The organism is Chitinophaga sp. 22308 (assembly GCF_052045305.1).
GTDB classification, from domain to species: Bacteria; Bacteroidota; Bacteroidia; order Chitinophagales; family Chitinophagaceae; genus Chitinophaga; species Chitinophaga varians_A.
Genome location: NZ_JBQEOP010000002.1, coordinates 302,158 through 328,068, shown reverse-complemented (window position 1 = coordinate 328,068; position 25,911 = coordinate 302,158). Strand labels below are relative to the sequence as shown.

21 protein-coding genes are annotated in these 25,911 nt (G+C 49.9%); 7 read left to right on the top strand and 14 right to left on the bottom strand.

The window, feature by feature from the left end:
• The first annotated feature begins 220 nt into the window (after positions 1 to 220).
• Entirely contained in the window at positions 221 to 736 is a 516-nt protein-coding gene (locus tag ACTJJS_RS08040) for a flavodoxin domain-containing protein (protein WP_440663237.1), read from the top strand.
• 50 nt (positions 737 to 786) lie between these two features.
• On the opposite strand, the gene ACTJJS_RS08035 is transcribed toward ACTJJS_RS08040, so the two are convergent.
• The 10 genes from ACTJJS_RS08035 to ACTJJS_RS07990 form a co-directional block, all read right to left on the bottom strand.
• Entirely contained in the window at positions 787 to 2,268 is a 1,482-nt protein-coding gene (locus ACTJJS_RS08035; protein ID WP_440663235.1) for a TlpA family protein disulfide reductase, read from the bottom strand.
• Between the two features lie 24 nt (positions 2,269 to 2,292).
• Positions 2,293 to 3,618, bottom strand: coding sequence for a RagB/SusD family nutrient uptake outer membrane protein (locus tag ACTJJS_RS08030; protein ID WP_168872411.1), 1,326 nt, complete (start codon positions 3,616 to 3,618; stop codon positions 2,293 to 2,295).
• Between the two features lie 8 nt (positions 3,619 to 3,626).
• Entirely contained in the window at positions 3,627 to 7,181 is a 3,555-nt protein-coding gene (locus ACTJJS_RS08025; RefSeq protein WP_440663234.1) for a SusC/RagA family TonB-linked outer membrane protein, read from the bottom strand.
• A gap of 33 nt (positions 7,182 to 7,214) precedes the next feature.
• On the bottom strand, positions 7,215 to 8,243 hold the full coding sequence (locus ACTJJS_RS08020; RefSeq protein WP_440663233.1) for a FecR family protein: 1,029 nt from the start codon (positions 8,241 to 8,243) through the stop codon (positions 7,215 to 7,217).
• A 104-nt stretch (positions 8,244 to 8,347) separates the two neighbouring features.
• On the bottom strand, positions 8,348 to 8,944 hold the full coding sequence (locus ACTJJS_RS08015; RefSeq protein ID WP_168872408.1) for an RNA polymerase sigma factor: 597 nt from the start codon (positions 8,942 to 8,944) through the stop codon (positions 8,348 to 8,350).
• A gap of 286 nt (positions 8,945 to 9,230) precedes the next feature.
• Positions 9,231 to 10,466: a hypothetical protein gene (locus ACTJJS_RS08010; RefSeq protein WP_440663232.1), complete on the bottom strand. Its 1,236-nt coding sequence runs from the start codon at positions 10,464 to 10,466 to the stop codon at positions 9,231 to 9,233.
• Positions 10,467 to 10,570: 104 nt separating this feature from the next.
• Entirely contained in the window at positions 10,571 to 11,758 is a 1,188-nt protein-coding gene (locus tag ACTJJS_RS08005; protein WP_440663231.1) for a redoxin family protein, read from the bottom strand.
• 10 nt (positions 11,759 to 11,768) lie between these two features.
• Positions 11,769 to 13,130, bottom strand: a complete 1,362-nt coding sequence (locus ACTJJS_RS08000; protein WP_440663230.1) for a RagB/SusD family nutrient uptake outer membrane protein — start codon at positions 13,128 to 13,130, stop codon at positions 11,769 to 11,771.
• A 17-nt stretch (positions 13,131 to 13,147) separates the two neighbouring features.
• Complete coding sequence (locus ACTJJS_RS07995) at positions 13,148 to 16,603, bottom strand: SusC/RagA family TonB-linked outer membrane protein (protein ID WP_440663229.1); 3,456 nt, start codon at positions 16,601 to 16,603, stop codon at positions 13,148 to 13,150.
• A gap of 44 nt (positions 16,604 to 16,647) precedes the next feature.
• Positions 16,648 to 17,640: a FecR family protein gene (locus ACTJJS_RS07990; protein ID WP_440663228.1), complete on the bottom strand. Its 993-nt coding sequence runs from the start codon at positions 17,638 to 17,640 to the stop codon at positions 16,648 to 16,650.
• Between the two features lie 202 nt (positions 17,641 to 17,842).
• Between ACTJJS_RS07990 and ACTJJS_RS07985 the strand changes: the two genes are divergently transcribed.
• From ACTJJS_RS07985 to ACTJJS_RS07975, 3 genes are all read left to right on the top strand, one after another.
• Positions 17,843 to 18,412, top strand: a complete 570-nt coding sequence (locus ACTJJS_RS07985; RefSeq protein ID WP_168872402.1) for an RNA polymerase sigma factor — start codon at positions 17,843 to 17,845, stop codon at positions 18,410 to 18,412.
• A 106-nt stretch (positions 18,413 to 18,518) separates the two neighbouring features.
• Positions 18,519 to 18,950 (top strand): VOC family protein, encoded by a 432-nt coding sequence (locus ACTJJS_RS07980; protein WP_440663227.1) that lies wholly within the window; start codon positions 18,519 to 18,521, stop codon positions 18,948 to 18,950.
• A 195-nt stretch (positions 18,951 to 19,145) separates the two neighbouring features.
• Positions 19,146 to 19,571, top strand: coding sequence for a VOC family protein (locus ACTJJS_RS07975; RefSeq protein ID WP_440663226.1), 426 nt, complete (start codon positions 19,146 to 19,148; stop codon positions 19,569 to 19,571).
• A 61-nt stretch (positions 19,572 to 19,632) separates the two neighbouring features.
• Here the strand turns inward: ACTJJS_RS07975 and ACTJJS_RS07970 are convergent, their stop codons facing one another.
• Positions 19,633 to 20,550: a sugar phosphate isomerase/epimerase family protein gene (locus tag ACTJJS_RS07970; RefSeq protein ID WP_440663225.1), complete on the bottom strand. Its 918-nt coding sequence runs from the start codon at positions 20,548 to 20,550 to the stop codon at positions 19,633 to 19,635.
• 150 nt (positions 20,551 to 20,700) lie between these two features.
• Positions 20,701 to 20,844, bottom strand: coding sequence for a hypothetical protein (locus ACTJJS_RS07965; RefSeq protein ID WP_168872398.1), 144 nt, complete (start codon positions 20,842 to 20,844; stop codon positions 20,701 to 20,703).
• A 159-nt stretch (positions 20,845 to 21,003) separates the two neighbouring features.
• On the opposite strand from ACTJJS_RS07965, the gene ACTJJS_RS07960 reads away from it, so the two are divergent.
• The 3 genes from ACTJJS_RS07960 to ACTJJS_RS07950 all read left to right on the top strand — a co-directional run bounded on the left by ACTJJS_RS07960 (position 21,004) and on the right by ACTJJS_RS07950 (position 24,111).
• Positions 21,004 to 22,338 carry a TIGR00341 family protein gene (locus ACTJJS_RS07960; RefSeq protein ID WP_440663224.1) on the top strand — a complete coding sequence of 445 codons (1,335 nt, stop codon included), beginning with the start codon at positions 21,004 to 21,006 and terminating at the stop codon, positions 22,336 to 22,338.
• A gap of 136 nt (positions 22,339 to 22,474) precedes the next feature.
• A complete protein-coding gene (locus ACTJJS_RS07955; RefSeq protein WP_078667623.1) occupies positions 22,475 to 22,828 on the top strand; it encodes a YciI family protein in 354 nt (117 codons plus the stop codon).
• 26 nt (positions 22,829 to 22,854) lie between these two features.
• Positions 22,855 to 24,111, top strand: coding sequence for an RNA polymerase sigma factor (locus ACTJJS_RS07950; protein WP_440663223.1), 1,257 nt, complete (start codon positions 22,855 to 22,857; stop codon positions 24,109 to 24,111).
• Here ACTJJS_RS07950 and ACTJJS_RS07945 read toward each other — a convergent pair.
• Together ACTJJS_RS07945 and ACTJJS_RS07940 are read right to left on the bottom strand one after the other, a co-directional pair.
• Positions 24,093 to 24,818, bottom strand: a complete 726-nt coding sequence (locus tag ACTJJS_RS07945) for a LytR/AlgR family response regulator transcription factor (protein ID WP_168872396.1) — start codon at positions 24,816 to 24,818, stop codon at positions 24,093 to 24,095. The genes ACTJJS_RS07950 and ACTJJS_RS07945 overlap by 19 nt on opposite strands.
• Positions 24,815 to 25,813: a sensor histidine kinase gene (locus ACTJJS_RS07940; protein ID WP_440663222.1), complete on the bottom strand. Its 999-nt coding sequence runs from the start codon at positions 25,811 to 25,813 to the stop codon at positions 24,815 to 24,817. Before ACTJJS_RS07940 ends, ACTJJS_RS07945 begins: the two co-directional genes overlap by 4 nt.
• Between the last annotated feature and the right edge of the window lie 98 nt (positions 25,814 to 25,911).

The window sequence follows — 25,911 nt, the reverse complement described above, 5'->3', positions numbered from 1 at the left end:
TTCCCGATAGCCCCCCGTGGCATATCATGGTCCACTTTATATGTCCACTATCATGTCTTTTCCTGATTTATATCAGGTCAACTTTTTGGGCTGGTAGATCGAAAGGTGATAATTTTGTCTTTAGATAAGAACACCAACATCCTTTATTTTAAGACAGCACAGCCAAAGTTCCACAGCAGTTGTTGTTCTATCAATATGAATTGCTTAATACCTACCTGTTATGCATGGCATCATCATTTTCCAGTCTAAGTACGGCGCTACGCGTCAATACGCTGAGTGGATCAGCAAAGCGTTACAAATACCGGCAGTGGAAGCAGATAAAGTCACGCCGGCACAATTGTCTACCGCAGATTTTTTGATACTGGGCACCAGCATATACATTGGGAAAATGCTGCTACGCCCGTGGTTGCTGCAACATGAAGCCCAGCTGTCAGGCAAGCCGCTATTCCTTTTTGTAGTATGCGCCACCAAACCGGAGGAGGTGGAAAAGCTCAACGGCTATGTGGCACAAAACGTGCCGGCACCTGTCCTTACCCGATGCCTCCGTTATTTCCTGCCCGGTAAAATCAAATTCAGCGACCTTTCTTTTGCTGATAAGCTGAAAGTCCGCGCCGGCAGCTTCATGGCCCGGCTTACGGGCCAACAATTTGATGTATCAGATTTCAATCGCCTTGACGAAAAGCTCTCTGCTCCTCTTGTGAGAGATGTTCAACAATTCCATCAGTACCATTCCTGATATCTGAAAAAAAGGGGCCGCTGTCGGTTTACTGCGGCCCCCTTACACATTTATAGCAAACTATTCAACTGCTCCTGTAATCCCGGGTCTGATGGCCGTTTGGCCCTGGCGGAAACAATTTTTCCGTCCGGCCCGATCAATATAAATCTGGGAATAGCGTTGATATTAAAGTTTTTGATGAAATCCGCATTAAAATCGTTGTCTGTGATGAGCTGTTCCCCTTTCAGTTGTTTTTCCTTCACAAAGTCCTGCCACTTTCCTTTATCTGACTGGCGGTCTACAGACAAGCTGATGAAGTGTATGTTTTTTCCTGCGAATTTTTCCTCGATAGCAGTAAGAGCCGGAATCTCTCTTTTGCAGGGGCCGCACCAGGTGGCCCATACATCGATGTAGACGTATCTCCCTTTCAGGCTGCTCAGCCTTACTTTTGCGCCATGGACGTTTTCGAATTCAAAGTCAGGTGCGGGCTGGTTATCGCCATATTTTTTAAAGTTGTCGTATGCTTCGCTGATTTTCTTTTTGTAGACATCATTAGTCACCTCCGCCATAAATTTTTTATACACGGAATCTATATTGCTGACATCATTGCTCATTTTAATAACGCTGGATGCCTGAAGATATTGATAGTACCCGCGGATAAAGGGGGACGTTATTTTAGTGTCCACCACGTTGGCTTTTAACGCGTTCAGTTCTGCACCGGCCATTAACTCTTTCTGGTAAGTGGCGTACGTAATGTTGGCAATCTTACCGTCGAGTACATCGCGATAAGCGGCCACGTTGCGGAACCAGTCTTCGTTATTCATGTCCCAACCTTCGTACATCAGCGAATCGAGTATATGCTGTTCCTGTTTTGTCAGTTTCTTCAGGTGCATTGCATCGTAGGCAGTTCTGAACTTTACCGCCCGCATGGTGTCTTCTGGCTCAGGCGGTGTTTCCAGCAACTGTTGAAACGCGATGCGTTTTACTGAATCCACGCCGTAGTTTATCCACCAGTCCTGCGTGATGGTCTTTATCCGGAAGTCCACCGCGACCTTTTGTAGTCCGATGAAATAAGGGTTGCCTGATTTTTCCACTATTTTAGCCGCGGCCTGTTGCCAGGCATTCATTTTCTGCCGGAATTCGGGCAGGTCCCACATGTAAAAAGAATAGAGATAATCTTCCCCGGACATGGGTACATATGCTTTCAGCTGGTTGGCTACTTCCCGGATGAGGTTATTCTCCGTGCTGCCTTTTCCTTTGAAGCGGTAGCTTTCACCTTCCCCGGTTATTTCAAGGGCATAGCCGGGTTCGAGGTATACCGGGCCTATCTCGTCCAACTGATAAATGCCTTTAGGCAATTTGCCGGTGGCAAACGAAAATTTTCCGGTTTTGTCCACCGGCACTTCCAGTGTTTCCATTCCGGGCTGTGAGAGTTTCAGGCTTGTTTCCTGACCGGGCGGCAGTTTACCGCTGACCGTTGACTGGCTGAACGCTGGAAAAGCCGCGGCGGTGGCGGCTATGCTCAGCACAGTGTTTTTTAACCAGGGTTTCATAAAATGGCGTTTTATTAGCTTGGGTTAGTTGATGATCATACCAGGATTAAATTTTCGTACTCTTACCGGTATCTGGAACGTATAGTGCCTGCTGTTAGGTTCGAGAACTGCAATCACCGCGCCTGTTTCCCTGTTCACTCTTTTGACGGCAGGCATTCTGCCTTCGTGGTCCAGTCGTTTCATGTCCATCCAGCGTTGGCCGCCGAAAGCGAGTTCCCTGCGGCGTTCTGCCAGTACGATGTCCAGGGCCTCTTCCTGGGTAGTAGCTGTGGAAGGTGTAAACGCATCCTTTTCAATGCGGGCTTTCCGAAGGAAATTTACAAATTCCATGGCAGCGGGAATATTCCCTTTTCTGGCTGCTACTTCGGCGCGGGTCAGGTATAATTCCGGGAAGGTAATGCCGAAGTTAGGAGCTCCGGGGGTGATTCCCCTCATCAGTCCGTCCGGCGATTCCTTTGCCAGGTAACTGTATCGCAGATCTCCTTCCCGAAACAAACTTTTCAGGGTGTCAGCATACAGCATCCCGCCGGGCACCATATAATCATAACTACCTCGTTGCCACAAAATTTCAGGATTAAAATCAGTCACAGGGAAATCCTCCCAGCTTTGAAAATTATTGTAGTCCAGCAGTTCGTGCCTCGCTTTAAGGGCGCTGTCGGCAAACCGGTCTGCTTCCCCATAGTTGCCAATATACAGATATATCCTTGATAGCATACCGCAGGCTGCATATTTAGTACAGCGAAAGCGGTTGATGTTTTGTTCCGGTAACATGGTAACAGCCAGTTGCAGATCATGGATGACAGAATCGAGTGTTGTTTGCAGCGAGGAGCGCTGCGGCACCTGCGTTGTCACATTCGTGTTGGTTACCAGCGGCAGGCCCGGATCATTTTTGGCGGTGACCGGATTGTATGCTTTGGCAAAAGCGGTCAGCATGGTAAAATAGGCTTCTGCCCTTGCAGCCATTCCTTCTCCCAATATTTGCCGGCGCTGCTGCTCATTGCTTTCGGTGGCCTTCATCACGTTGTTGATGATGACATTGGCCCGGTAAATAATTTCATAACCGCTCCCCCATATGGCCGGGCTGATCTGGTCGTTGGCATCAATATCTGATCGCCAGTAATAGCAATTAGCCTGCATATTTTTTTCCTGCTCGTTGTATACACCATAATAGTCGTCTGTACTATATAAAAGCGCCTCCGGAAAACTGAATATCATGGTTTGTGAATTCAGCAGTCCTTCAAAGTCTTTCAGTTTTTCCGGGATGATGACCCCTTTGGGTTTTACTTCCAGGAACTTATTGCAGGAGATGCATACTGTTATCAGTGCGAGGGTCCAAATTTTCTTCATCATCAACAGTATTAGAAGTTAGTGTAAAAAGAAAAACTATAAAATGGTTCCACCGGCAGGCTGCGGACGCCCGTCACCCGGTCTATGGCTTCAGGGTCGATATCATTTCCGCTGAAGGTATAACGAAACATATTCTGCGCCTGTAACCGGAGCTGAGTGCGGTTCAATCCATTCCGTTGCAGGAAAGCCGATTTGACGTTATAGGTCAGTATCAGATCGCGAAGCCGGACATAGTCGGCCTTCCGGACGAACTTGTGCGCATAGGTATAACCATAGATGGCTGTGTAGTTAAATTCGCCAGGCTGGTTGTATTTCGGGAAGCCGGGCATATCGGTATACGTTTCATCACCGGGCTTTCTCCAGTAGTTGGCCGCTCCCTGCAATGGATAACGGTAGGTGGTAGTAACGTCATAGGAAGAAGGGGGTTGTATTCTCATCACATGGCCTCCGTAGTACATGAAAAGAAAAGAGAGATCAAAGCTGCCCAGTGAAAATTGGTTGTTCAGCCCCACCGCGTACTTGGGTGTAGCAGTACCATTAAAAACCAGATCTTCAAAGCTTACATCTACGATGTTATCGTCTAACCTGTTCATGACTTTTTTCTCATTGAGGCGGTTATACACAAATGGCTGGCCCAGTTCATTAAGCCCCCCATAATGGTAGCTGAACAGGGGATTAACAGGATACCCTTCCCTTAGCTGCGTTCCTGCTATCAGATCTACAGAAGCCTCACTTTCAGCGGCCATTACCTTTAATACTTTGTTATGATTAAAAGAGGCGGTGAGTTGTGTTTGCCAGTTGAAATGCCGGCCTTTTATGTTAATACTGTTCACCATCAGTTCCAGGCCGCTGTTGCGGATTGATGCTGTATTGGCACGATATGAATTAAAGCCGGTGGTAGGATCGGCAGACATTTCACCAAAAACATCCCTCGTGCTTTTATTGTAGATGTCCACCGAGCCGGAGATACGGTTATCAAACAACGCATAGTCAATCCCCAGGTTGAAATTGCGGGTTGTTTCCCAACGGATGGACTGATTTTCCGGCGATAATACAAGATACTGCGGCACTGCCACAGCCGGCACTGCGTTGATCCCGGCACCCAGCAACAAAAAAGGGCCACTGATACTGGAAGGCACATTACCATTAAACCCGGTGGCCATACGTAGCTGAAGATGATTAAGCCAGGAAACCGGCTGCATGAAATTCTCCTCATGTATGCGCCAGCTGACGCCGGCCGACCATAACGGTTTGTTTTTATAGGCAGGATCAGCACCGAAGAGATTGGATTGATCTATACGGAAACTGCCCGTGGCGATGTATTTATGATGGTAGATATAGGTTGCCTGTGCGTAGTACGACATAAACCTTCTGTCGAGGCTGGTTTCCCCGAAAAAATCTTCCGGGAAAAAAGTAGATGCCATCGTGCCGGTTTCACTGAATTCCGGGGCCTTATTTCCTGTTAGCGATTGTATGTTGACAGGTTTACTGATCAGCGACTGTCCATCATATCCAAAGTAGGAGCTTTTTACGCCGGACTCTGTCCGTTTCCGTTGCTCTATACCGGCGATGGCCGAGATATTATGTTTACCGCCATCAAAGTCCCTGTTCACATTTAACTGGCCACGGACCGTATAGGAAACACCTCTTATGTGGTCCAGTGTATAGATGTCCCCATCCGGAATATCGATATACAGCGGCTTTCCGGTGACAGGCTCTTTCCTTGCCCTGGTGTTGATCAGTTTACGGACAACATAAGCATCATCTGTCTTTAATACGCCGGAAGTTGTCAGCTGATTTTCATAAGCCCCTCCCAGGTCCAGCGAAAGCCATTTGGTTAACACTGTATTGAGCCTGCCCTGCAGGCGTATGGCCGACAGGTTGATTTTGTTGGTAGTGGCAAACAATTCTCCATAAGGATAATACAGCTGATCGTAGAGGCCATAGGCTTTTATTTTCTCGTTTTGCGCTACGCTCCGGGAAAAAAAAGCTTCTCGCTGGGGGCCATAAACTGAAGCGACGGGATTTCCCTGTTCATCGGTAAAACGTTGATGCGGCAATACGTCCGTATAGGGTACTGTGTTACCGCTTTTGTTGGCGCTATTGTTATACACCGCGCGAAAATCGAATGAGAACCGGTCGGTAAACTTGTACGTATTGGCGAAATTCAGGACGAAACGCTGGTTGTCAGCACGTCTTTCCACAGGTGTTTCCCCCACATAGTTAATGCCCAGGAGATAGGTACTTTTTTCGTTACCGCCGCTCACGTCAAAGTCAACCTGCCGGGCATACCTTGTCTGGTAAAAGAGGCGTTTATAGTCTGCCATGTTATTGTAGCCGGTGATACCGGCAATCCGGCGGTCAGCCTCTTCGGCTGTCAGCGTGCCTTCCTTTACCTGAAAAAGCAATTCATACACCGGATCAATCGGTGCGCCTGCACGGACCTGCCGGCGGGAATAACCATCGATGTTTACCCTGTCTTTCATCAACTGAGCATACTCCTGTGAGCCTGCATAGTGCAGGTAACCAAAATCCGGTTTAGCCTGCATGGCATAGGTTGCACGCAGGCTGAAAACCGGTTTGCCGCTTTTGCCCCTCCTGGTTTCGATAACAATGACGCCATTGGATGCCTGTACACCGTAGATAGCCGCGGCGGCGGCATCGCGCAGCACCGACACCGATATGATGTCATTCGGATTGATAGTAGTGATATCTATTTCGGTCGGAAATCCGTCGACCACTATCAACGGGCGTTTTACCGCATCAAAGGTAGATACGCCACGGATAGACAGTTCGCGGGATATGCTGTTGTACACCAGTCCCGGCACTTTCCCTTCCAGGCTTTCCAGGAAGTTACCGGTAACGGCTGTACGTTGGTCATAATCCTTTGCAGACATGGCGGTGGCTGCTCCGGACAGTTGTGATTTTTCAATTTTCTGATAGCCGGTAGACACAATGGCGATTTCTTTCAGCAGGCTGGTAGAAGCCTGCATGGTGATAGGGTACCAGGCGCCATTTTTCGGGGAGATGTCAACATGCACGGGTTGCCAGCCGATGGCAGTGGCATCCAGGGCTGTTTCCGTCCTGTCTACACGGAGCGTAAAGTCGCCTTCATTGTTAGTGGCCGCTGCATAACGGCCGGCCCTGAGCGTAACACCGGCCAGTGGTTCGTTGTAGTTGCTCAATACCTTGCCCCGTATCTGCCGCATGGAGTCACCGGGCAGAGGGACATCGTCTTCAGGCTGCAACTGCGCTATATTACCGGAATGTTTATTTTTCCGCGCCACAATGGTATAGTGGTTTTTATCTACATACAAAAACAACAGGTCATGGGGATAGAGGATGGCTTTCAACACCTCTTCCACCGGTTTGTTTTTCAGGTCAGAAAGATCAACGGTCGTAGTTTTGTTGGCCAGCAGGGACGCTTCATATACGAAACGGGTGCCAAGAGCAGCCGAAACCTTGTCCAGCGCCTCGATCAGCGACATCTTTTTTTGCGCCGCGGCAGACCACGTGACCAGAGACAGCAACAGCAGGAAACTACAAACAAGTAGCATTTTTCTCATCGAAAGGGAATGGTTAACGTTTTTTCTACAATACTATTTTCCGGGCCTGAACAGCAGCGTACTGTCTTCTTTATGGATGTCTATCTCCACATCCAGCATATTGGACAATATATACAATAATGTTTCAGTATTCTTTAACGGCAGGACACCATTGATTTTCCGGTTGGCGACAGCCGTGTCCGTCAGCACCACCCTATACCCGTAGGTATCTTCCAGCACCTGGACGATCTCTTTGACGGCCGTATTATGCAAAACCATTTTATTGTCCATCCAGGCCGCCGCTGCGTCCGCGTCACCGGGATGTTTAATGAGCAGGCGCTCCTGCTGGTGGTATTCCGTTTCCTCCCCTGGTTGCATCACCAGGCCTTCCACCTTGTTGGCCCCCACTTTGACCGTTCCGTTTTTCAGGAACACGGTTGTAATACCGCGGCGGTCTTTTACATTAAAAGTGGTCCCCAGCACTTCAACGTCTACCTGTCCGATGTGTACCAGGAAACGTTCGCCGGCTTTCAGCGGAAGATTGTCTTTCTTCAGATGCTGCACCTCAAAGTAGGCCTCCCCATCGAGCCATACCTCACGCGGGCTGTTTTTACGCCAGTGCCGGGCATACCGCAGGCTGGAGTTGCCATTGAGCGTCACTACGGAGGCATCTTCGAGGATGATCTGTTTTTTTGTTCCGTAGGCGGCGTACACCGTTTGCGTGGCGTTATAACGGTAGAAGTAATAGCCTATGCCAGCACCCGCCAGCAGCAGGCATACAGCGGCAGCAGCCACCCATCTGCGCAGCCCGATACGGCGCGCCGGCGTGGTCGCTGCGGTGTCTATCGCCTGTGAAATACGCTCCCATACCTCCTGCTCCGTTCCCGGCCGGGCATTCACCCTTTCGGCAGACAACAGGTGGCGCAACAGGAACACCGCTTTCCTGAACTCCCCGATATTGGGTGGCCGCTGCTGTGTCCAATCGTCCCAAAAGCGCACGGCGACCGGGTCATCGCCCTTCACATAAGCGAGCAGGGAAGCATCTTCCAGGAAGTCGTTTTTATCAAATTGATGATAGTCCAATACCTTTCTCTTTTAATTTTTTGACATACCAGGCATATAGGACAGCCACAACGGTTGAAAACACCCCACGCTTTTGAAAGTTTTTTTAGGTGGTAGAGAAATGATCAGGCTTTATGCTGCGCCAGCAACACCAGCAGGGCAGACACGGATATGTTCAATATGCCCCGCAGCGCTTCAATGGCACGGGCATACAGTTTATAGGCCGCTTTGACAGTGATTCCCATGACAGCGGAAATGTCTTCGTATTCCATTTCTTCATAGAAGCGCAGGTAAATGATTTCCTTCTGACGGGCGCTCAGTTTCTCCAGTGCCTCCAGCAGCTGCTTCGATTGCAGCCCTGCCGCCTCTTTTTTCACATAAGCCGATTCGGCTGAGAATGTCAGCCGGAAATCGTGGTGCGCTTCGTAAGGTATCACTTTGCGGACACCTGCCGGCTTCAGCTTATTGTAAATACCGCCCCGCAGGGCTATCAACAGATACAGACGCGGGTCGCGCGCTTCCTGCAAAGTGCTGCGGTTTGTCCAGAGTTTCACGAACAGGTCCTGGATACAGTCTTTTACCAGCTCCTCCTGGTCATGCAACCGTACCCCGTACTCATACAGCACCGGGAAATAATGCCGGTAGAGGGCGGACAAAGCGTCTTTATCCCCTTCCAGGAAAGATTTCCACCATGTAATAGGTTGAGCTGCCAGTTCGTTCATGATAAGCGGGTCGTTGTTAAAAGCGTCTCATCGCAGCCGGCTTCCGCATTTGGCAGGAAATGGTTAAATGGACATGGCGAATTTACGTTATGGGAGGGAAAAAACACACTACCAATTCGCCAGCGAATCCAGCGCGTTCCGAAGCTCTATCTTTTCCTTCGAGTAAACCATTTTTTGTGCTGTTATTTTCTTTGAACTGCCCACTTTCAGCATCAGGTTATAATCGAACTGTTCTCTCAGGAGTGAAACGTAGTTTATATTAATAAATAACCGGGATGAAAATACATTACGCTCTTTTAAAGAAATACCGCATCGCCGCCAGCGCCACCATGCCCGTTCCCGCCAGCAACCCGGCAGCCGCCAGCCACAGCCCCCACAGATACGCTTCCGGTGGCACTTTAAATATGCCAGGCATCCCCTGCATGAATAACAGCACCTCATTAAAAACCAGGGCGATAATAAACAAGATCATCCCCAGTCCGGCCAGCACCTTCATAGTGGTAAAATAACCCGCGTACAGCAGTTGGGCAAAAATATACAGCGTCACGAAGCCGAGCATCACCAGGTGCAGGTACATGATGATCACCGGGCGGTTGGTACAAACGGCATTGCCGATGGCCGGGAAAATCGTCAGCAGTTGCGCAAAGGTTTTCAGCGCAAAGGCAATCAGGGCCAGCGCCCCGATGCGGCGGGCCAGAGGATTGACGCTATACAACTCTCCTTTTACGGAGCGCGCCAGCTCCGCAAAACGCGCCAGTACAATCAACAGCAGGGTGCTGCCAACACCGGCTGCGATCCGGATCCCTACCGGCGGCTGATGCCAGAGATAAGAGAGAAACATCGCAGGCAGAACGGCGGCACATAATACCACCGCAAAACGATAACGGATTTTTTCCGCTGTCGCCGGTCCGAGGTGATGACAGAAGAGGGCAAAAACCGCCAGTGTGAAAAATCCATTGTATTGCAGGTGCAGGTACGTATATACGGCATCGTGGTACAGGACAGTGTCCCGCTGATGGTGGGCCATCATATAAGCCAGGTAAAAAGGGCCTGCGGCCGATAGGGCCAGCGATACCAGTGAACCGGTGGCCAGCAGGGTGACAGACCGCTCTGTGCCGGCTTTCAGCAGGTCACGGATAAAAATCACTTCAAAAACCCAGCAACAGATGATAAACAACGTCGAAAAAATAATGGAGAAAAGGGCATACCCCTGGAAAGGAAAACTTATCAACATACCCACGGACGTAATCAGCACACCGGCCAGCAAGCGGGGATATATCCGTTTACCGCTGTAAGCGGGAGGCAACAGGCGGTAGGTCAACAGGGTAAATAAACAAAGCGTTATCCATCCGCCGAAGGCGAAATGGGTATGGGCAAACAGCCAATTGCCGAAATGCATCCCCGGCAGAGGGAACAGGGTATTTGTCCGCAACAGTACCCCCAATAATGCCACGATCATCAGATTGACCAGGGCGATAGCGATCCACCTCCGTTCCACCTCCCCCGTATTTGCACGCTTCATATGCCAGCAGTTTTTTGACGGAGCAAATGTACAATAAAGACAAAAGCATCTTTTATAAAATAAAAATTCAGGCGGCTGTAGTGCTACCGCCGCCTGAAACAATACTACTGTCCTTTGCCCAACAAGCGCTCCAGTTGGGCATCGAGGGCTTCCCGGCTGGCTTCACTATTGCCTACCAGCTTCACCACAATTTTCCCTTCCCGGTCTATCAGTATTTTGGTGGGGAAGGCTTTGACGTCATAAGCTTCCAGCACACCTTTATCTTTGCCGGTACTGGCGTCGTTGTTCAGCACATTGAGCCAGGTCATCTGATCGGCGTCCATAGCTTTGGTCCAGTTATCTTTCCATTTAGCAGTATCTCCCCTTTCGTTGGACACGCCAAGGATTTCAAATCCGGCATCTTTGTAACGGGCATACACTTCACGCAGGTGCGGATGACTCATACGGCAGGGATAACACCAGCTGCCCCAGAAATCAAGCAATACCACTTTGCCTTTAAGAGAAGCCAGGGTCACCAGGTTATCATGCCGGTCTTTGAGCGCGACCGGTGGGGCCAGCATACCAGGTGCGGTTTCACGGGCTTTGGCTAACCGCCGGCCATAAACGGTCCCTTCGGGAGATGCTTTTAACGCGGGCAACATCCCTTCGTACAGCGGGCCAATTACTGCAGGATCTATTTTAGTACGGGTATATTCGTTCAGCAGTTTCAGCATGATACCGGTATGCGGATGCTCCTGCATAAACCGCAGCTTAGCGGTCTCCCGCTCGGCGTCGTTCTGGTAGGAGGCCCTCGTTACTTCCGCAATGGCTGCACTGTCCTTACGGTTATGGGCCGCTTCCCGCTTCGCCCCGTATTCTTTTTCTCCTCGCTGGTAAATGGCCGTCAGGAGGGCTTCTATGGCCTGCCTGTCTGCTTCGGCCGCACCACCGGTAATATGCGTTTCCCGCAGCTCGCCATCAGACTTTGCAATCAGGCTGGCGGCATCGAGATAGAAGCTGTGCTCATAGGGCTTCAGCAGGCGTGTCTGCTGGTAGTATCGGGCATCTTTGTCGCTTACCTTCAGAAACAAAGTAGCTTCTTTCGGATAGTCCACTTTCCCCTGAAAACGATAGGTGTTTTGTTGTAGCCGGCAGCTGTCCAGTATGGTCTTTCCCCACTGTTCATAACGCAGGTAGATATACGAATTAACTGCCAGTGTGTTTTTAGCGAGCGTTCCATGGAGGGTGAACGACTGTGCCTGCACGGAAATGGTGCCTATCAACGCCGCACCGAAGATGAGTGTTTTTGCCATAATTTATTTTTTAGTCATCATTCCGCGGCATATCCGGGTTGAACTGTAAAACGGCCAAAGGTATCTGTAAAGTATAACGGGCGCCATGTGGCGGCAACGTGGCGATAGCTTCATTATTGGCATCGTACCGGTATACTGCCGGCATCCTGTTCTCTGCGTCGAGGCGGCGCATATCCATCCAGCGAAGCCCTTTATAGGCCAGCTCCAACCGTCGTTCACGCATTACGAAACCCATTACTTCCACCCCATCGGTGGACGATAACGGCTGATAGGCTTCTTTTTTAATACGGCATTTACGGATATCGTTTACCTGTGCCAGCGCCTCCGGCAATCTGCCGGCACGGGCGGCCGCTTCAGCGATGATCAGTTTCATCTCCTCCACACAGGTACCGAAATTGGCGACAGCGCCGCTTGGGTTAAAAGCCACCACACCACGTTTAGGATAGGTGTAATCACCCGTGTTCTCGTAAAACAATTTCAGCCGCAGATCGCTTACATCAAACATCTTCAGAAAAGCAACAGTAGGATATTCCTTCAGGGAAGCGTTAGTCGAGTAACGCGCATACAAATCAAACGGTCGTATCGCCATATTGGGAATAGCGGATTTATTAGCAATGGTATTGTAATCCAATATTGCAGGCGGATTGTCCCCCATCGCCAGCCGTGCGTATTTTGCCGCCGCTTCATAACGGCCGGTATACAGATACGCGCGCGCCAACACGCTGTTGGCAGCCGTTACCGCACCCCTGAAGTGGTTGGCGGTATTATTGGCGGGCAAATCAGGAATAGCCGCATTGATATCACCAATAATACGATCATATATTTCTGCTACAGTGCTGCGCGGCGGCGTGGCATCTGAAATATCCACAGAGGTGACGAAAGGTACGGCCAGGTCTTGGGCTGCGGTGGCCACATTGTAGGGCTTTGCATAGAGGTTCACCAGGTAAAGATATTCGAAAGCCCTTCCCAGCAAAGCTTCTGCTTTGATACGCCGCCGGTCGCGTTCAGTACCGTTACCGGCATTGTCGATGCCGACCAGCACGGCATTAAAACGATAAATATTGCCATAGTGCCTCCCCCAGAAAGCCGGCGGCACTTTGGTGTCTGTGGAATATTGGGCATTCCACAGATAAATCAGGTCTTCCACTCTGTCCGGTGTTTTCGGTATCGTGGTCACATCTACGTCGTCTCCCAGCAGGTTCAGTTCCCGCGCGCCACTGGCGGTAAGGTCCTGGCTGTTCAGAAACAAATCATAGTCGCTCACGTTGGTCAGAATGGTCTTGCCGACAGGTGCTATATCAAGGTATTTTTTGCAGGAGGTGGCAGTGGTAAACAGTACAGCCAGTCCGCAGATGATCCATTTGTTGCGCATACGTTACTGTTAAAACATTAGAAATTGGTGAACAGGCCGATGGTATACGTCGGCACCAGAAATCTTCTGGCATAGCTACCGGTGGCCACACTGTAATTGTATTTATTGAGCCCTATCGTAGTGATGTTGGAGGCCTGTAACTTTAGTTCGAAGTTGGTAAAGCCCATCCGTTGTATGGCCGGCAACCTGCGGAAATTATAAGAGACGGTGACATCTCGCAACACAAGATATGCACCGTTGACAACCCTGGTGTTAGCATAGTTATACACATAAGAATGATAAGCATTATACAACCAGTAAGGGTAAAGCCCCATTACGTCTGTATGCTGTTCATCCCCTTTCTCACGGAAATAATTCTCTGCCCCTTCCAATGGTCTGGTAGTGCTGACATAAGGCGCAGGTATCCTGGTTTTAAATCCACCATAATAATCGATCATACAATACACATAAAAATTACCGATGTCGAATCGGTTGCTGATACCGGCGGTAATGACAGGAATACCGGGACCGTTATATTCCAGGTCACTGAAGCCCTCATCGAGCGCCGCATAGCCGGGTGTTTTTATTTTTCCGGCGCCGTTGTACATCAGTGGCAGGCCGTTGGTGTCCAGGCCGGCATAACGATAGCTAAATACCGCCCCTGCAGGATACCCCACTACATAATTGTTGGTCAGGTAATTATAGGAATACAGTTTGTTATTCACATACAGATCTTGCACTTTATTGGTATTGCGGGCCAGCGCGATGCCGGTATTCCAGTTGAACCGTTTCCGGGTGATCCAGTCTGCATGCAGGTTCAGCTCTATGCCCTGATTACTGATAGATGCGGCATTCAGTTTGGCGCTGCTGGCGCCTTTGGTAGGGTCCAGCTGGGCATCGGCCAGCAGGTCCACGCTGTTACGCTGATAATAATCCAAACTGCCATAAATCTTCCCTAAAAAACGGAAGTCCAGGCCGGTATTGAAGTTTTTCGTCTGTTCCCAACGCAGGGCGGCGTTCTCCATAGAAGCGAGGTTCAGCGCGGTGGAAGTAGGTGAGGTTCGTAAATTGGTGGCATACTTCGCTACGATCTGCGGAATGCTTGCTTTGGACGTGTTGCCATTAAAACCATAAGCCACGCGGAGCTTCAGCGCATCCACCCATATTGCGCCTTTCATGAATGACTCCTGGTCGAGGTTCCACGCAGCACCTACTGACCAAAGCGGTTTGTAGCGGAAACGAGGGTCGGTGCCAAACAGGTTGGACTGGTCTACCCGCACACTACCGGTCAGTGAATATTTACCCCTGAAGGCATATACACCGTTGAAATACCCGGAAACATAACGGTCTTCCTGGTAGGCTTTTCCAAAAAGCTTCTCATATATTAACGTTGGGTTTCGCCCGGCAAAATTGGAGACCCAGTAGCCTGTCAATATCTTGTTATAATCCACCGGTTGTTGTAACAGTGTTTGGTCGTTGTACCCGAAAGTGGCACTCGTGGAAGATTCCGCTACTACCTTCCGGTTTTCTGCTCCCAGAATGACGTTAAACGAATGCTCGTCGTGAACGATTTTATTGTAGTCCAGCTGCGCCCTCAGCGTATAGCTGACGGCGCTGACATTCTGCTGGTTGATGTAGCCTCCCTTTGGCACATTGAAGAGAATGCCGGTGGGCGTTTGTTCCGCATAGGCATTGACGTACTGACGCGCTTCTGAGGATTTTTCACTGGCATAGTGTTTCAGATCGGAACGGGAATTTTCATAGATACCACCGAATTTGAAACTGAATCCATGACCAATGCGGTAATTAAAATTAGCGATCACCTTATTATTCACCGTCCTGTTCCTGTCATTGATTTCGTTCATATTGACCAGGGGATAGTTCATGTTATCATACAGTCCCTTTTTAATAATAGTATCATTAAAAACCGGATTCATATTAGACCCTACGAAGATGGCCGCAGGGCTTCCATCAGCATTCCGGAATCGTTCATAGCCGTACACGTCCATAAAATCTGGCACCGGCGCCAGCAGACTTTTTGTTTCCAGGTAATCAGTAGTGAGTTCCAGTGAAAGTTTTTTATTAAAATTATAATTGGCCCGACCGGACAGCAGGAACCGGCTGTCGCTGTTATTCATTTTGGTGAACCGGTTGGCCGTATAGTTGGCAGACACATAGTAGGTGGCCTGCTCAGTTCCACCGGAGAGGTTCAGGTCATATTGCTGGTTGACCGCCGAACGGAGAAACAGCCGGCTGTAATCAGCGGCATTGTTATAGGCGCCTAATGCGGCGAAACGTTCTTCCAGCTGGGCTTGTGTAATATAACCTGCTTTTTTATCGAGGAGAATATCGAACCCTGGCTGGTATACATTGTAGGAGGTGCGGTACGCTGACCAGTCTGCAGGAATGTCAGCGCCATCTTTATAGGAATCGCGCAGGTAATTCAGGACAGCAGTGCTGGGTGCCAGGCGGTAAGTATTATATTTTTCTTTTCCGGTAACGCCCAGGGTAGTACGAAAAGCAAATTTTGTGCGGCCCAGCTCCGCCTGTTTCCTTTCAATGATAATTACTCCGTTGGAAGCGCGAACGCCGTAGATAGTAGCGGAAGCTGCATCTTTCAGCACGGTCACGGATTTGATTTCATTGGGGTTGATGGCGTCCAGCGTTAATTCCGTAGGGTAACCATCCACTACGATCAGGGGTTGTTTGTTCGCCGAAATAGTGGACAGCCCCCTGATCTGGAACAGCGAGTTTCCTTCAAACTGAATATCCTTATTGATCAGCACACCTGGCAGCTTGTTCTGGATACCGGACAAAAAATCAGTGCTGATGCGGGACTCATATTCTTTGGTACCGATGGCCGCAATGGCGCCGGTGCTCTGTTCCGGGCGGATACGCTGGTAGGCGGTGCTCACTTCCACCATGCCCAGACTGTGGCGCCCCAACTTCAACACCACTTCAGACAGGGAGGCCAGATCTTCCGCTACAAAAGTGCGGGGTTCATAGCCTACGCAGGATACCCGCACGCTGGCCCTGGCAGCCACATTGGGGAGGTAGTAGGCGCCGTTGAGGGTGGTCATGACACCGCTGGTGCCTGCAGCAATGGTCACATAAGGCAAAGTGGTGCCCTGTTCATTTTTCACGATACCTTTCAGCATCACAGTGCGGTCCTGCTGGCGCGCTGCCGGTGATATTTGTTTTCTGAACACCACCACTGCGTTCGGCAGGGCTTTGTACCCTAGGTCTGTGTCGAGCAAGAGCTGTTCCAGCGCATCGCCCAGCGGCTTAGCGGTACAATGAATAGACATGTCTTCCCAGCCTGCCACGTCATCGGCCGGGAAAGAAATTTTGCATCCGGCCTGCTTTCCGGCCGCTGTCAATATAGATGACAGGGACTGGTGATCAAATGACAGGCTGATGGTTTTCTGTAAGATCTGGGCATGGCCCAGGTGTACATGCAAGGCAAATAATAGCAACAGGCATACTCTCCTCATGGTAATAAGGCTTGGTTGATTTTTGAATTCCGTAGTACGGATGATTATAGCGTTGTGATAGTTACAGTATTGCCTGTAACGGAATAGGTATATCCAAGGGTAGTACAGACGATATCCAGTATATCGTTCAGTGATTCTGTCCCATAAAATGCATCAGTAATAGTGACGCGTTTTTCTTTGTTCACTTGTCTCTCAAAAGTAAAGTTGACCTGGTAACGGGCAGACAGCCGCTGACAGATTGTTTCCAGGCTGGTTTCATTAAACAGCAGGTCTTTGGCCATCCACTCCACTTTGGGTGCGATGTTCTCTAAAGTAGCCGGTATGGCTGGCTGGCGGTCGCGGCATATCAGCTCCTGGTTTTTTGTCAGCACGGCCATGATCTTGTTTTCCCGCTCCACCCGTACTTTTCCGCTTGTCACAGTGATGGTCACCTGCCGGTCTTTTCCGGCTGTATTGATATTAAAGGCGGTACCTAACACATAGGTATATACGTTGGCACACCTGACAATAAAAGGCTGGCGGGCATTATGACGGACATCAAAATAAGCTTCACCTTTTAAGATGACGAGGCGCGCGGCCTGGTTAAAGGAATCTGACAGTTCCAGCGTACTTCCGGCGCGTAACAACACCACGGAACTGTCTGGCAGTACCAGGTGCCGGTCGTAGCTGACTGCCTCGTCCGGCGCCGGCGGCAATAACGTCTGGTGCGACGTGGCAGCTGCCACCGGTTGGCGGGTATTGGTTACAGGCAATGGATAAAAGTACCGGGCAAGCAGGCATGAAACGGCGATAACGGCAGCAGCAGCGGCCACCCGTCTCCAGCTGCGACGGCCGCCAGCAACAGGCTTAAGCCCTGTGCGTTGCTGAAATATGGCATACTGATCACCGAGATAGGCATCCTCCGTTACCTTCCAGTGAGGCGCCTCAGGCGCACCTCCCAGGCTTTCATACCATTGCTGCAAAGCTTCCAGTTCAGCTTCGCTGCACTGGCCGGCATGATATTTTTCAAGTAACTGATGAAGCTTCTCTTGTTCCATATATGGATATGACGTAGCTGGACAACGCTACCGTTACCCTTTGTTCAAATATTTTTTATTCTAATAAAAACGATGGTATGGATGGATGACGAATGCCAACAGCGTTGCCGTTACTCTCCGTATATATTTTTTTTCGCCGGTAGATTTTTAACAAAAGATTTTATCTTTATCCCGCCACCGTTGATGCTTTGATTTGAATTATTTGAATTATTACGAAACACATAAGGACGACCAATCATTATTGTCGCTTTGGGAAAGCGGAGACGAGGCCGCGTTTGCCTCTCTGTACCGCAGGTATTTCCCACAGCTGGTAACGACTGCCTATCAGAAAACCAAAGACCGCTACACAGCAGAAGAACTGGCACAGGAAAGCCTGCTGGCTTTCTACTACAAAAAAGAATACCGTCTCGACAATGTGGCTGCCTATCTTCAGGTGATACTGCGGCACAAGACGTACGATTATTTCCGCAAAGTGCTGGTACGGGAGCAACATACTTCCCTGGCCGCGCAGCAACAGCCTGCCACGGTGGAAGACACCACCCAACAGCTATATAAAAGCGACCTGCTAAAAGCGCTGCAAAACAAGGTACAGGCCCTCCCCGATCAATGCCGTACCGTTTTCCTGTTGAGCCGCAACAAACATATGTCCAACCACGAAATCGCCGATACATTGGGCATCTCCGTCAATACCGTAGAGCAACATATGCGGAAAGCGCTCAAAAGATTAAGAGAAGGAATTGTTATTTTATTGCTGATTTCGCTGCATCCATAAAAAATGTCGTAATATACTCCCCTGATTGTCACGAATGCCCCGCTACGAATCAATGCACGGAATGTAATTTTATATATTATTCGTTTTACCTTAAAAATGTAATCCCATGGCATCTGCACTGAATCCTTACCTGAATTTTTCAGGCAACTGCGAAGAAGCGTTTAATTTCTACAAATCTGTTTTTGGCGGCGAGTTCCTTGTCGTTATGCGTTTCAGCGACAGCCCTCCGGAGTATGCACCAGCGGAACACGAAAAAAACAAAGTCATGCATGTGGCCCTGCCAATCGGCAAAGGGTCTATACTAATGGGCAGCGACGTACCCGAACATATGGGCGGCACCGTTACCAACGGGACCAACTTTGCCATCGCCATCACGGCAGACAGTGAGGCGGACGCGGACAAATTGTACAGCAGCCTGTCTGCCGGCGGAAATGCCTCCATGCCAATGGCCAAACAGTTCTGGGGCTCCTACTTTGGTATGCTGACAGACAAATTCGGCGTCAGCTGGATGGTCAGCTACGACCCGCAGCGCGATTAATTCCGGCAAACAACCGCTATCATATATAAAGTACAAAGGGCCTCTCCGGCGGAGAAGGCCCTTCTTTTTTTGGGGATATACCGGCTGGTTTCCCACCCGAAAAAAAAAATTAAAAAAAGTTGAAATACTGCTGACATAGGGCTGTCATGCCAGGGAAATAGTTTTGTATCATCATCAACGACAAAACACACACCCATGAACAAACAAACTATCCGTGGAGTAGCCACCATCAGCTTCTACGCAGCAGACCATGAAGCCGCCAAACAATGGTATACCCAATTACTGGGCATGGCGCCTTATTTTGACGTGCCTGGCTATGCAGAATTCCGCATCGGCGACTACCAGCATGAACTGGGCATCATTGACAGCCGTTACGCTCCTCCCGGTGCCACCAACGGTCCTGCCGGCGCGGTGCTATACTGGCATACCGATGATCTGAAAGGCACGCTGGACAAGCTGATTGCCCTCGGTGCCACTGAATACCAGCCTATCACCGAAAGAGGCCATGGTTTCGTGACCGCCTCTGTTACAGACCCTTTCGGCAACATTCTGGGCATTATGTACAACCCCCACTATCTGAATATCCTGGAGAGCAAGACAGCGGCAGCTGCCGGCACCTGAGACTCCTTCAACATACCGGCAGAACGGTCATGTCCATTCTGTCGGTATGTAGTATTACAGTTTAAAAGCCCCATTTTTTCATGGCGGCCAGGTCCTGCTTTACGGATTCCAGCGGGGTGAGCGATTGATAAGATTCCTGCTCTACAATAAAATAGCGGGTACCACCGGATTTGCGGCCCAGGTCTATCACCTCCTTCACCGGGATAACGCCCTTCCCTAATACAGTGCTTTCAAAGGCGCTGCCCATCTCCCCTTTACCGGAAGCCTTGATTTCATCTTTAACATGCATCAGCTCAAAGCGGCCGGGGTACTTGCGCATAATGTCCAGCGCCACGCCGCCCGCATGGTACATGTTGCCAATATCCAGCTGCTGGGCCACCAGCGCCGGGTCTGTATTTTCCAGGATCAGGTCGAACAGTTTGTGCCCGTTCAGTTCCTGACTGAACTCAAAATCATGGTTGTGGTAACCGAACTTCATGCCTGACTTACGGCACAGTTCCCCGCTTTTATTGAAAACGTCCATATAGGCCTTGAAATCATCATAATTCTTTCGCAGGCTTTCATCCAGCCAGGGACTGACAACAAATTTCTGTCCTACCGTGGCCGCATCTTCCACCGTGTATTTCCAGGCATCGGTGAAGTCTTTGGTGGCCGGGTCCCAGTGGGTGCGCCCAAGCACGGTATGCCCGCTGGGCATGGAAAGACCGAGATCTGACAAGACCTTCTTAAACTCCGTAGGGGCATAACCGTAAAATTTACGGTTCACGTAATTGGCATGTTCCACATTCCGGTAACCCATGGCCGACAGTTGTTTAAGAGTACCCAGCGGGTCTTTTTTCATATCCTCGCGGATAGAATACAACTGGATACCCATTACTTCTTTTTTAGCGCCCGCAGCCAGCAGCGGCCGGGACAAGAGCGTGGCCCCCGCCAGTGCCAGGGTACCTTGCCGCAGGAAATTCCTTCTGGAAATGTTCATGTTAGTATTGTTTAACAGGATAATGACGTGGAAACAAAAAGTTGTCCTGCCTAAAATACTCAATTCAATCAATTTTTCATAAAAAACAGCCGGCGCATGGGATATCCCATACGCCGGCTGCCATTGCTTATGAATAGGTTGCCTACAGTACTAACATACCCAATAAGTCGGAGGGCAGGTTTTGTGTTGCGTAATTGGCAGGGTGCGGTTTTGATCTCCGATCACCATGGTTTGGCTGAGGGCCGCAATTTTGAGTTTAGCCAGTTTCAGTTTGGCTGCTGGTTTCTTTTTCATAATTTACCGGTTTGAGTGATTAGAAATACTAACAATATATACTAACCCAGACAGACATAAAATCCCGTTTTTACGGGATTTTCCCTGCAAACTTACCGCGTGAACGAAAGCGGGCGCAGGATTGTTAATCCATTAACTGTCTGTTACATCTTTTAAATTATGACAAAAAAATTCCGGGAATCCCGTATCTGGAGAACAGTACGCATCACAGTACAACGCCGGTTCAACCTGAACTCCGACAAAGCCGATGAAGGGGAAGTGATCACCAGTATCACCAAAAGTTCAGAGTTCAAAGGTGCTAATCTATGGACATTGATATTTGCCATCTTTATTGCTTCCATTGGGCTCAATGTCAATTCCACAGCGGTGATCATCGGCGCTATGCTTATCTCCCCGCTCATGGGCCCTATTATGGGCATTGGGTTAGGCATGGGCATCAGTGACTTCGACCTGTTGAAAAAAGGCAGCCGCAACCTGCTTATCGCCACTATGATCAGCATAGCCACTTCCACCCTTTACTTCCTGATTACGCCCCTGCACGACGCACAGTCCGAACTGCTGGCACGTACCACGCCTTCTGTATGGGATGTGTTCATTGCTTTCCTGGGGGGCCTGGCTGGTATAGTGGCCGCCACCCGACAGGAAAAAAGCAATGTGATACCCGGAGTGGCCATTGCGACCGCACTCATGCCTCCGCTGTGTACAGCAGGTTACGGACTGGCCAATGGCAACCTGTTGTATTTCGCCGGCGCGCTTTACCTCTATTTTATCAACAGCATCTTCATCTGCCTGAGCACTTTCCTGATCGTTCGTTTTCTTCGCTTCAGAAAACGTCATTTTGAAGATAAAAAGTACGAACGGAAAGTATCCCGTTATATTCTCCTGATTACTGTCATTACTGTTACTCCCAGCGTCTATCTGGCTTATCGTATTGTAGACAAAAGTATCTTTGAAAACAATGCCCGGAATTTTGTCCGGGACGCCTTCAACTTTAACAACACCCAGGTGGTCAGCCGCAATTTCATCTACCAGCCTAAACAGCGTGAAATCAACCTGCTGCTGATTGGTGCGGAACTGGCGGATACGGCCATTGCACGGATCCGCGCCATCATGCCACAATACCATCTGTACAATACACAACTGATAGTCAGGCAAGGGCTCAATGCAAAACAGGAGATCGATTTCTCCCAGATCAAGGCCAGTATACTGGAAGACGTGTTCCGGCAGGACAGCAGCCGCCAGGTCAATGTGCCCGTTACCACGCCGCCGCCCCCGCCTGATCTTACCGGTGAGCTTAAAGTCCTTTTTCCCAATTGTCAATATTATGCCGCCTCCCCCATGGTATTCCGCTGGTCCGACAGCAATAACACGGACACCTGTATGGTGGTAATGGCGGGCTTCTCCCGGAAAATAAAACCGGCCGAAAAAATTAAAGTGCAGAACTGGTTGAAAACACGGCTGTCGGTTGACTCCGTTAAATTGGTCATACAATAAAAACATATATTGCCGGCGGGTTTGCACCGCCAATCTGTTAAAAAAATATTTTTTCAGGCAGATGTCCAATTTGATATTTTTCATTTGTTAAGGGGTGTTCCAAAACAATATTCCTGACAATTAAAACAGACACATCATGGACGAATTTATGTTGATTTTCCGCCACGAGGATGGCAAAAAAATCGCTTCTCCCGAACAAATGCAGATATGGATGAAAGCCACCATGGATTGGATTGGCGGCATCGCTGCACAGAACAAATTTGTGCTCGGCAACGGGCTGCTGTTTGATGACGCCCGTGTGGTGCATCACAACAAAATGGTCACCAACGGGCCCTTTGGAGAAATCAAGGAAACGCTGGGTGGCTATATTATTGTAAAGGCCGAATCCGCCGATGAAGCGGCATCGTTTGCCAAAGACTGCCCTATATTAGGCGGTGAAGGCAATACGGTAGAAGTAAGAAAAATTATCAGGGGAGAAGATATGCATTAACTTTATGTAACAGCTCCTGCCCCTGTATGGCAGGAGCTTTCCTTTCCGTTATGCAGCAACAGGAATTGATACCACATTTGTTCAGGACAGAGTTCTCCAAGATATCTGCTGTCCTTTGTAAATATTTTGGTATTGAACATATCGAACTGGCCGAAGACATCGCCAGCGAAACTTTTCTGCTGGCCATGGAAACATGGTCCTACAAAGGTATTCCGGAAAACCCTACCGCCTGGCTGTACGTAGTGGCCAAAAACAAAGCGAGGAATTATTTTGCGCGGGCCCATATGTTCCGCGAGAAAATCCTGCCCGAACTGAAACAAACAGCTGCCGTGCCTGCTCCCGAACCGGACCTCTCCGATCAGAACATCAGCGACAGCCTGCTACAGATGCTGTTTGCCATCTGCCATCCGGTGATACCTGCCGAAGCACAGATAGGCCTTGCCCTGCGCATCCTCTGTGGCTTTGGCATCGATGAAATTGCCAACGCTTTTTTGTCGAATAAGGAAACGATCAACAAACGACTGTTCCGTGCGCGTGAAAAACTGCGGACAGAAAAAATCGCCGTCGAAATGCCGGCTACCGCCGAAATACCCCAACGGCTAAACGCCGTGCTCACCACCTTGTACCTGCTGTACAACGAAGGATACTATTCCGAAAGCCAGGACGCCGTGGTCAGGGAAGAGCTGTGCATCGAAGCCATACGCCTCACCAAACTGCTGCTGAACAATCCGCTCACCAATACACCGGCGGTGAACGCGCTGATGGCGCTGATGTGCTTCCATGCTTCCAGGCTGCCGGCCCGCAAAGATGAAAACGGCGCGCTCATACTCTACCAGGACCAGGACGAATCGTTATGGAACCGGGAACTGATCTCCGAAGGCGCCTACTATCTGCACGAAGCCTCACAAGGCAGCTCCTTGTCAAGGTACCACCTCGAAGCCACCATCGCCTGGTGGCATACCATCAAGGAAGACACGCCGGAAAAATGGGACAATATCCTGCACCTGTACAACCGGCTGCTGCAGCTGGAATACTCGCCCGTGGCAGCGCTCAACCGCACCTTCGCCCTCTCGAAGGTAAAAGGTAACGCCGCCGCCCTTCCGGAAGCGGAGAAATTGGGCCTCTCCGGCAACCCGTATTATCATACGTTGCTGGGAGAGCTATACCACGGCATCGACAACCAGCAGGCGCTGCAACACCTGCAACAGGCATTGCATCTCTCTAAAACACAACCCGAAAAACAGACTATTCAACAAAAAATAGATCATCTCCCGATAACATGATGTTCCACAAAAAACGAGAACAGGTGCTCGCGGTAGGCATTGCCGATCATGAGCTCTTCATCGTTAATCCGCACATCCTGATGGTTCAGGCTTGTCACATGTCGGAAATTAACCACCACTGACTTGCTGATCCGTACAAAGATGTCCTGTGGCAGCTGTTCCAGCAAGGCTTTCAGATTGACGCCTACCATCAGTTTGCGATCGGAAAGATGCAAAACACAGTAGTCTTTGATGCCTTCTATATACCGGCAATCGCTGAATACGACACGGTGCAGCCGCCTGTCGGCCCGTACAAACACGTGGTCCTGTTGCAGGGCGGCCACCTCCTGCTGTTGCAGCTTCCGCTGCCTTTTCATGTCCGCATAGTCCTGCGCTTTCTGCACCGCCTGCGCAAAACGCGCCGCATGTACAGGTTTCACGAGATAATCGATGGCATTCACATCGTAGCTGTTCAGGGCATATTCAGCATAAGCGGAAGTAAAAATCACCAGTGTGTCCTGCGGCAGCTGCCGCGCAAAGTCCAGCCCTGAGCCACCCGGCATTTCCACATCCAGAAACACCAGCTCCACCGGGTTCAGTTCCATAAAATCCGCGGCTTTGTCAGTCCCGGAGAAACAGCCCAGCAATTGCAGGGACACGTCCTGTGCCGCCAGTAACCGGATTTTCTCACGTGCCAGCGGTTCATCGTCTATGACAATACAGTTCATATATTAAAGGTTAAGGCTACTGTATATACACCGTCGTTATTTTCCGTGCGCAACGTATGCTCACCAGGATATAACAGCGACAGCCGGCGGCATACATTTTTCAGGCCTGCGCCGCCATCCGCCGCCGTATAACGCGAGACAGGATTAACGCAGATAAAATGCAGCTTACCGGCATCAACGGCAACATGCAAATGAATATAGGCGTCACCGTTATAATCGTTATGTTTAACAGCGTTCTCTACAAAAGGCATCAGCAGAAAAGGGTGCAGCAATATGTCCTGTGCGCCGTCATCCACTGTGATACGCACTTCCAGCACATCATGCCGCAGCTGTTCCAGGTACAGGAAATCCTTCATGAAGTCCAGCTCCTGCCGGAGACAAACCTTATCGCTGCCCGACAGGTACAACTGGTAGCGCAGCAACCGTGACAGCGAATGCACTACCGCCGAAGCCCGGTGCTGGTCCGCATAAATCAGCGTATCAAGGTTATTGAGCGTGTTAAAGAGAAAATGTGGCGACAGCTGTTTCTTCAGGCTTTCCAGCTCCGTCTCCAACGCCGCCGTGCGCTGGTAGCCGGCCTGTACCCATTGCCAGAACAGCGGTATGGCTGTAGAAGCCGCCACCAGCGATAACATCATCACAAAAAACACCAATATGTCCTGTACATCACAGGGCGTAAAAAATTTACCAGCCTTCAGCATTGGCGCCAGCAAAGGTTCTGTCCAGACAGTGACGCCAAACAATAGGGCAATCAACGCCAATACCAGCACCGCATAAGCGTAATACCGGAAGCGCAGCAGCAACCGGGGCACCAGCACATACTGGTTCACATATGGCGCCGCAAGGATAAAAACAGTCGCCAGTGCTTTCATCAGCGGCTGCCATTGCGGCTGATAGTCATTCATGCCAACAATCATATATACTACCGCCGCAGGTATCAAATGTTGCAACACCGAAGTAATTTTTTTCTGCTGCCCCGCTTGTATTTCCATCATTATATTACCGCCGCCGGTGAACAAAATACCTCATCCGCCACACCAACCGGCTCATTTAGTCTACCAATAATACGCGGCCCACCCACTCCTACCCCTAC

Bases quoted from the DNA above. Each gene is read 5' to 3' on its own strand.
- ACTJJS_RS08040 (WP_440663237.1), top strand. From the start codon at position 221: ATGCATGGCATCATCATTTTCCAGTCTAAGTACGGCGCTACGCGTCAA.
- ACTJJS_RS08035 (WP_440663235.1), bottom strand. From the start codon at position 2,268: ATGAAACCCTGGTTAAAAAACACTGTGCTGAGCATAGCCGCCACCGCC.
- ACTJJS_RS08030 (WP_168872411.1), bottom strand. From the start codon at position 3,618: ATGATGAAGAAAATTTGGACCCTCGCACTGATAACAGTATGCATCTCC.
- ACTJJS_RS08025 (WP_440663234.1), bottom strand. From the start codon at position 7,181: ATGAGAAAAATGCTACTTGTTTGTAGTTTCCTGCTGTTGCTGTCTCTG.
- ACTJJS_RS08015 (WP_168872408.1), bottom strand. From the start codon at position 8,944: ATGAACGAACTGGCAGCTCAACCTATTACATGGTGGAAATCTTTCCTG.
- ACTJJS_RS08010 (WP_440663232.1), bottom strand. From the start codon at position 10,466: ATGAAGCGTGCAAATACGGGGGAGGTGGAACGGAGGTGGATCGCTATC.
- ACTJJS_RS08005 (WP_440663231.1), bottom strand. From the start codon at position 11,758: ATGGCAAAAACACTCATCTTCGGTGCGGCGTTGATAGGCACCATTTCC.
- ACTJJS_RS08000 (WP_440663230.1), bottom strand. From the start codon at position 13,130: ATGCGCAACAAATGGATCATCTGCGGACTGGCTGTACTGTTTACCACT.
- ACTJJS_RS07995 (WP_440663229.1), bottom strand. From the start codon at position 16,603: ATGAGGAGAGTATGCCTGTTGCTATTATTTGCCTTGCATGTACACCTG.
- ACTJJS_RS07990 (WP_440663228.1), bottom strand. From the start codon at position 17,640: ATGGAACAAGAGAAGCTTCATCAGTTACTTGAAAAATATCATGCCGGC.
- ACTJJS_RS07980 (WP_440663227.1), top strand. From the start codon at position 18,519: ATGGCATCTGCACTGAATCCTTACCTGAATTTTTCAGGCAACTGCGAA.
- ACTJJS_RS07975 (WP_440663226.1), top strand. From the start codon at position 19,146: ATGAACAAACAAACTATCCGTGGAGTAGCCACCATCAGCTTCTACGCA.
- ACTJJS_RS07970 (WP_440663225.1), bottom strand. From the start codon at position 20,550: ATGAACATTTCCAGAAGGAATTTCCTGCGGCAAGGTACCCTGGCACTG.
- ACTJJS_RS07965 (WP_168872398.1), bottom strand. From the start codon at position 20,844: ATGAAAAAGAAACCAGCAGCCAAACTGAAACTGGCTAAACTCAAAATT.
- ACTJJS_RS07960 (WP_440663224.1), top strand. From the start codon at position 21,004: ATGACAAAAAAATTCCGGGAATCCCGTATCTGGAGAACAGTACGCATC.
- ACTJJS_RS07955 (WP_078667623.1), top strand. From the start codon at position 22,475: ATGGACGAATTTATGTTGATTTTCCGCCACGAGGATGGCAAAAAAATC.
- ACTJJS_RS07950 (WP_440663223.1), top strand. From the start codon at position 22,855: ATGGCAGGAGCTTTCCTTTCCGTTATGCAGCAACAGGAATTGATACCA.
- ACTJJS_RS07945 (WP_168872396.1), bottom strand. From the start codon at position 24,818: ATGAACTGTATTGTCATAGACGATGAACCGCTGGCACGTGAGAAAATC.
- ACTJJS_RS07940 (WP_440663222.1), bottom strand. From the start codon at position 25,813: ATGATGGAAATACAAGCGGGGCAGCAGAAAAAAATTACTTCGGTGTTG.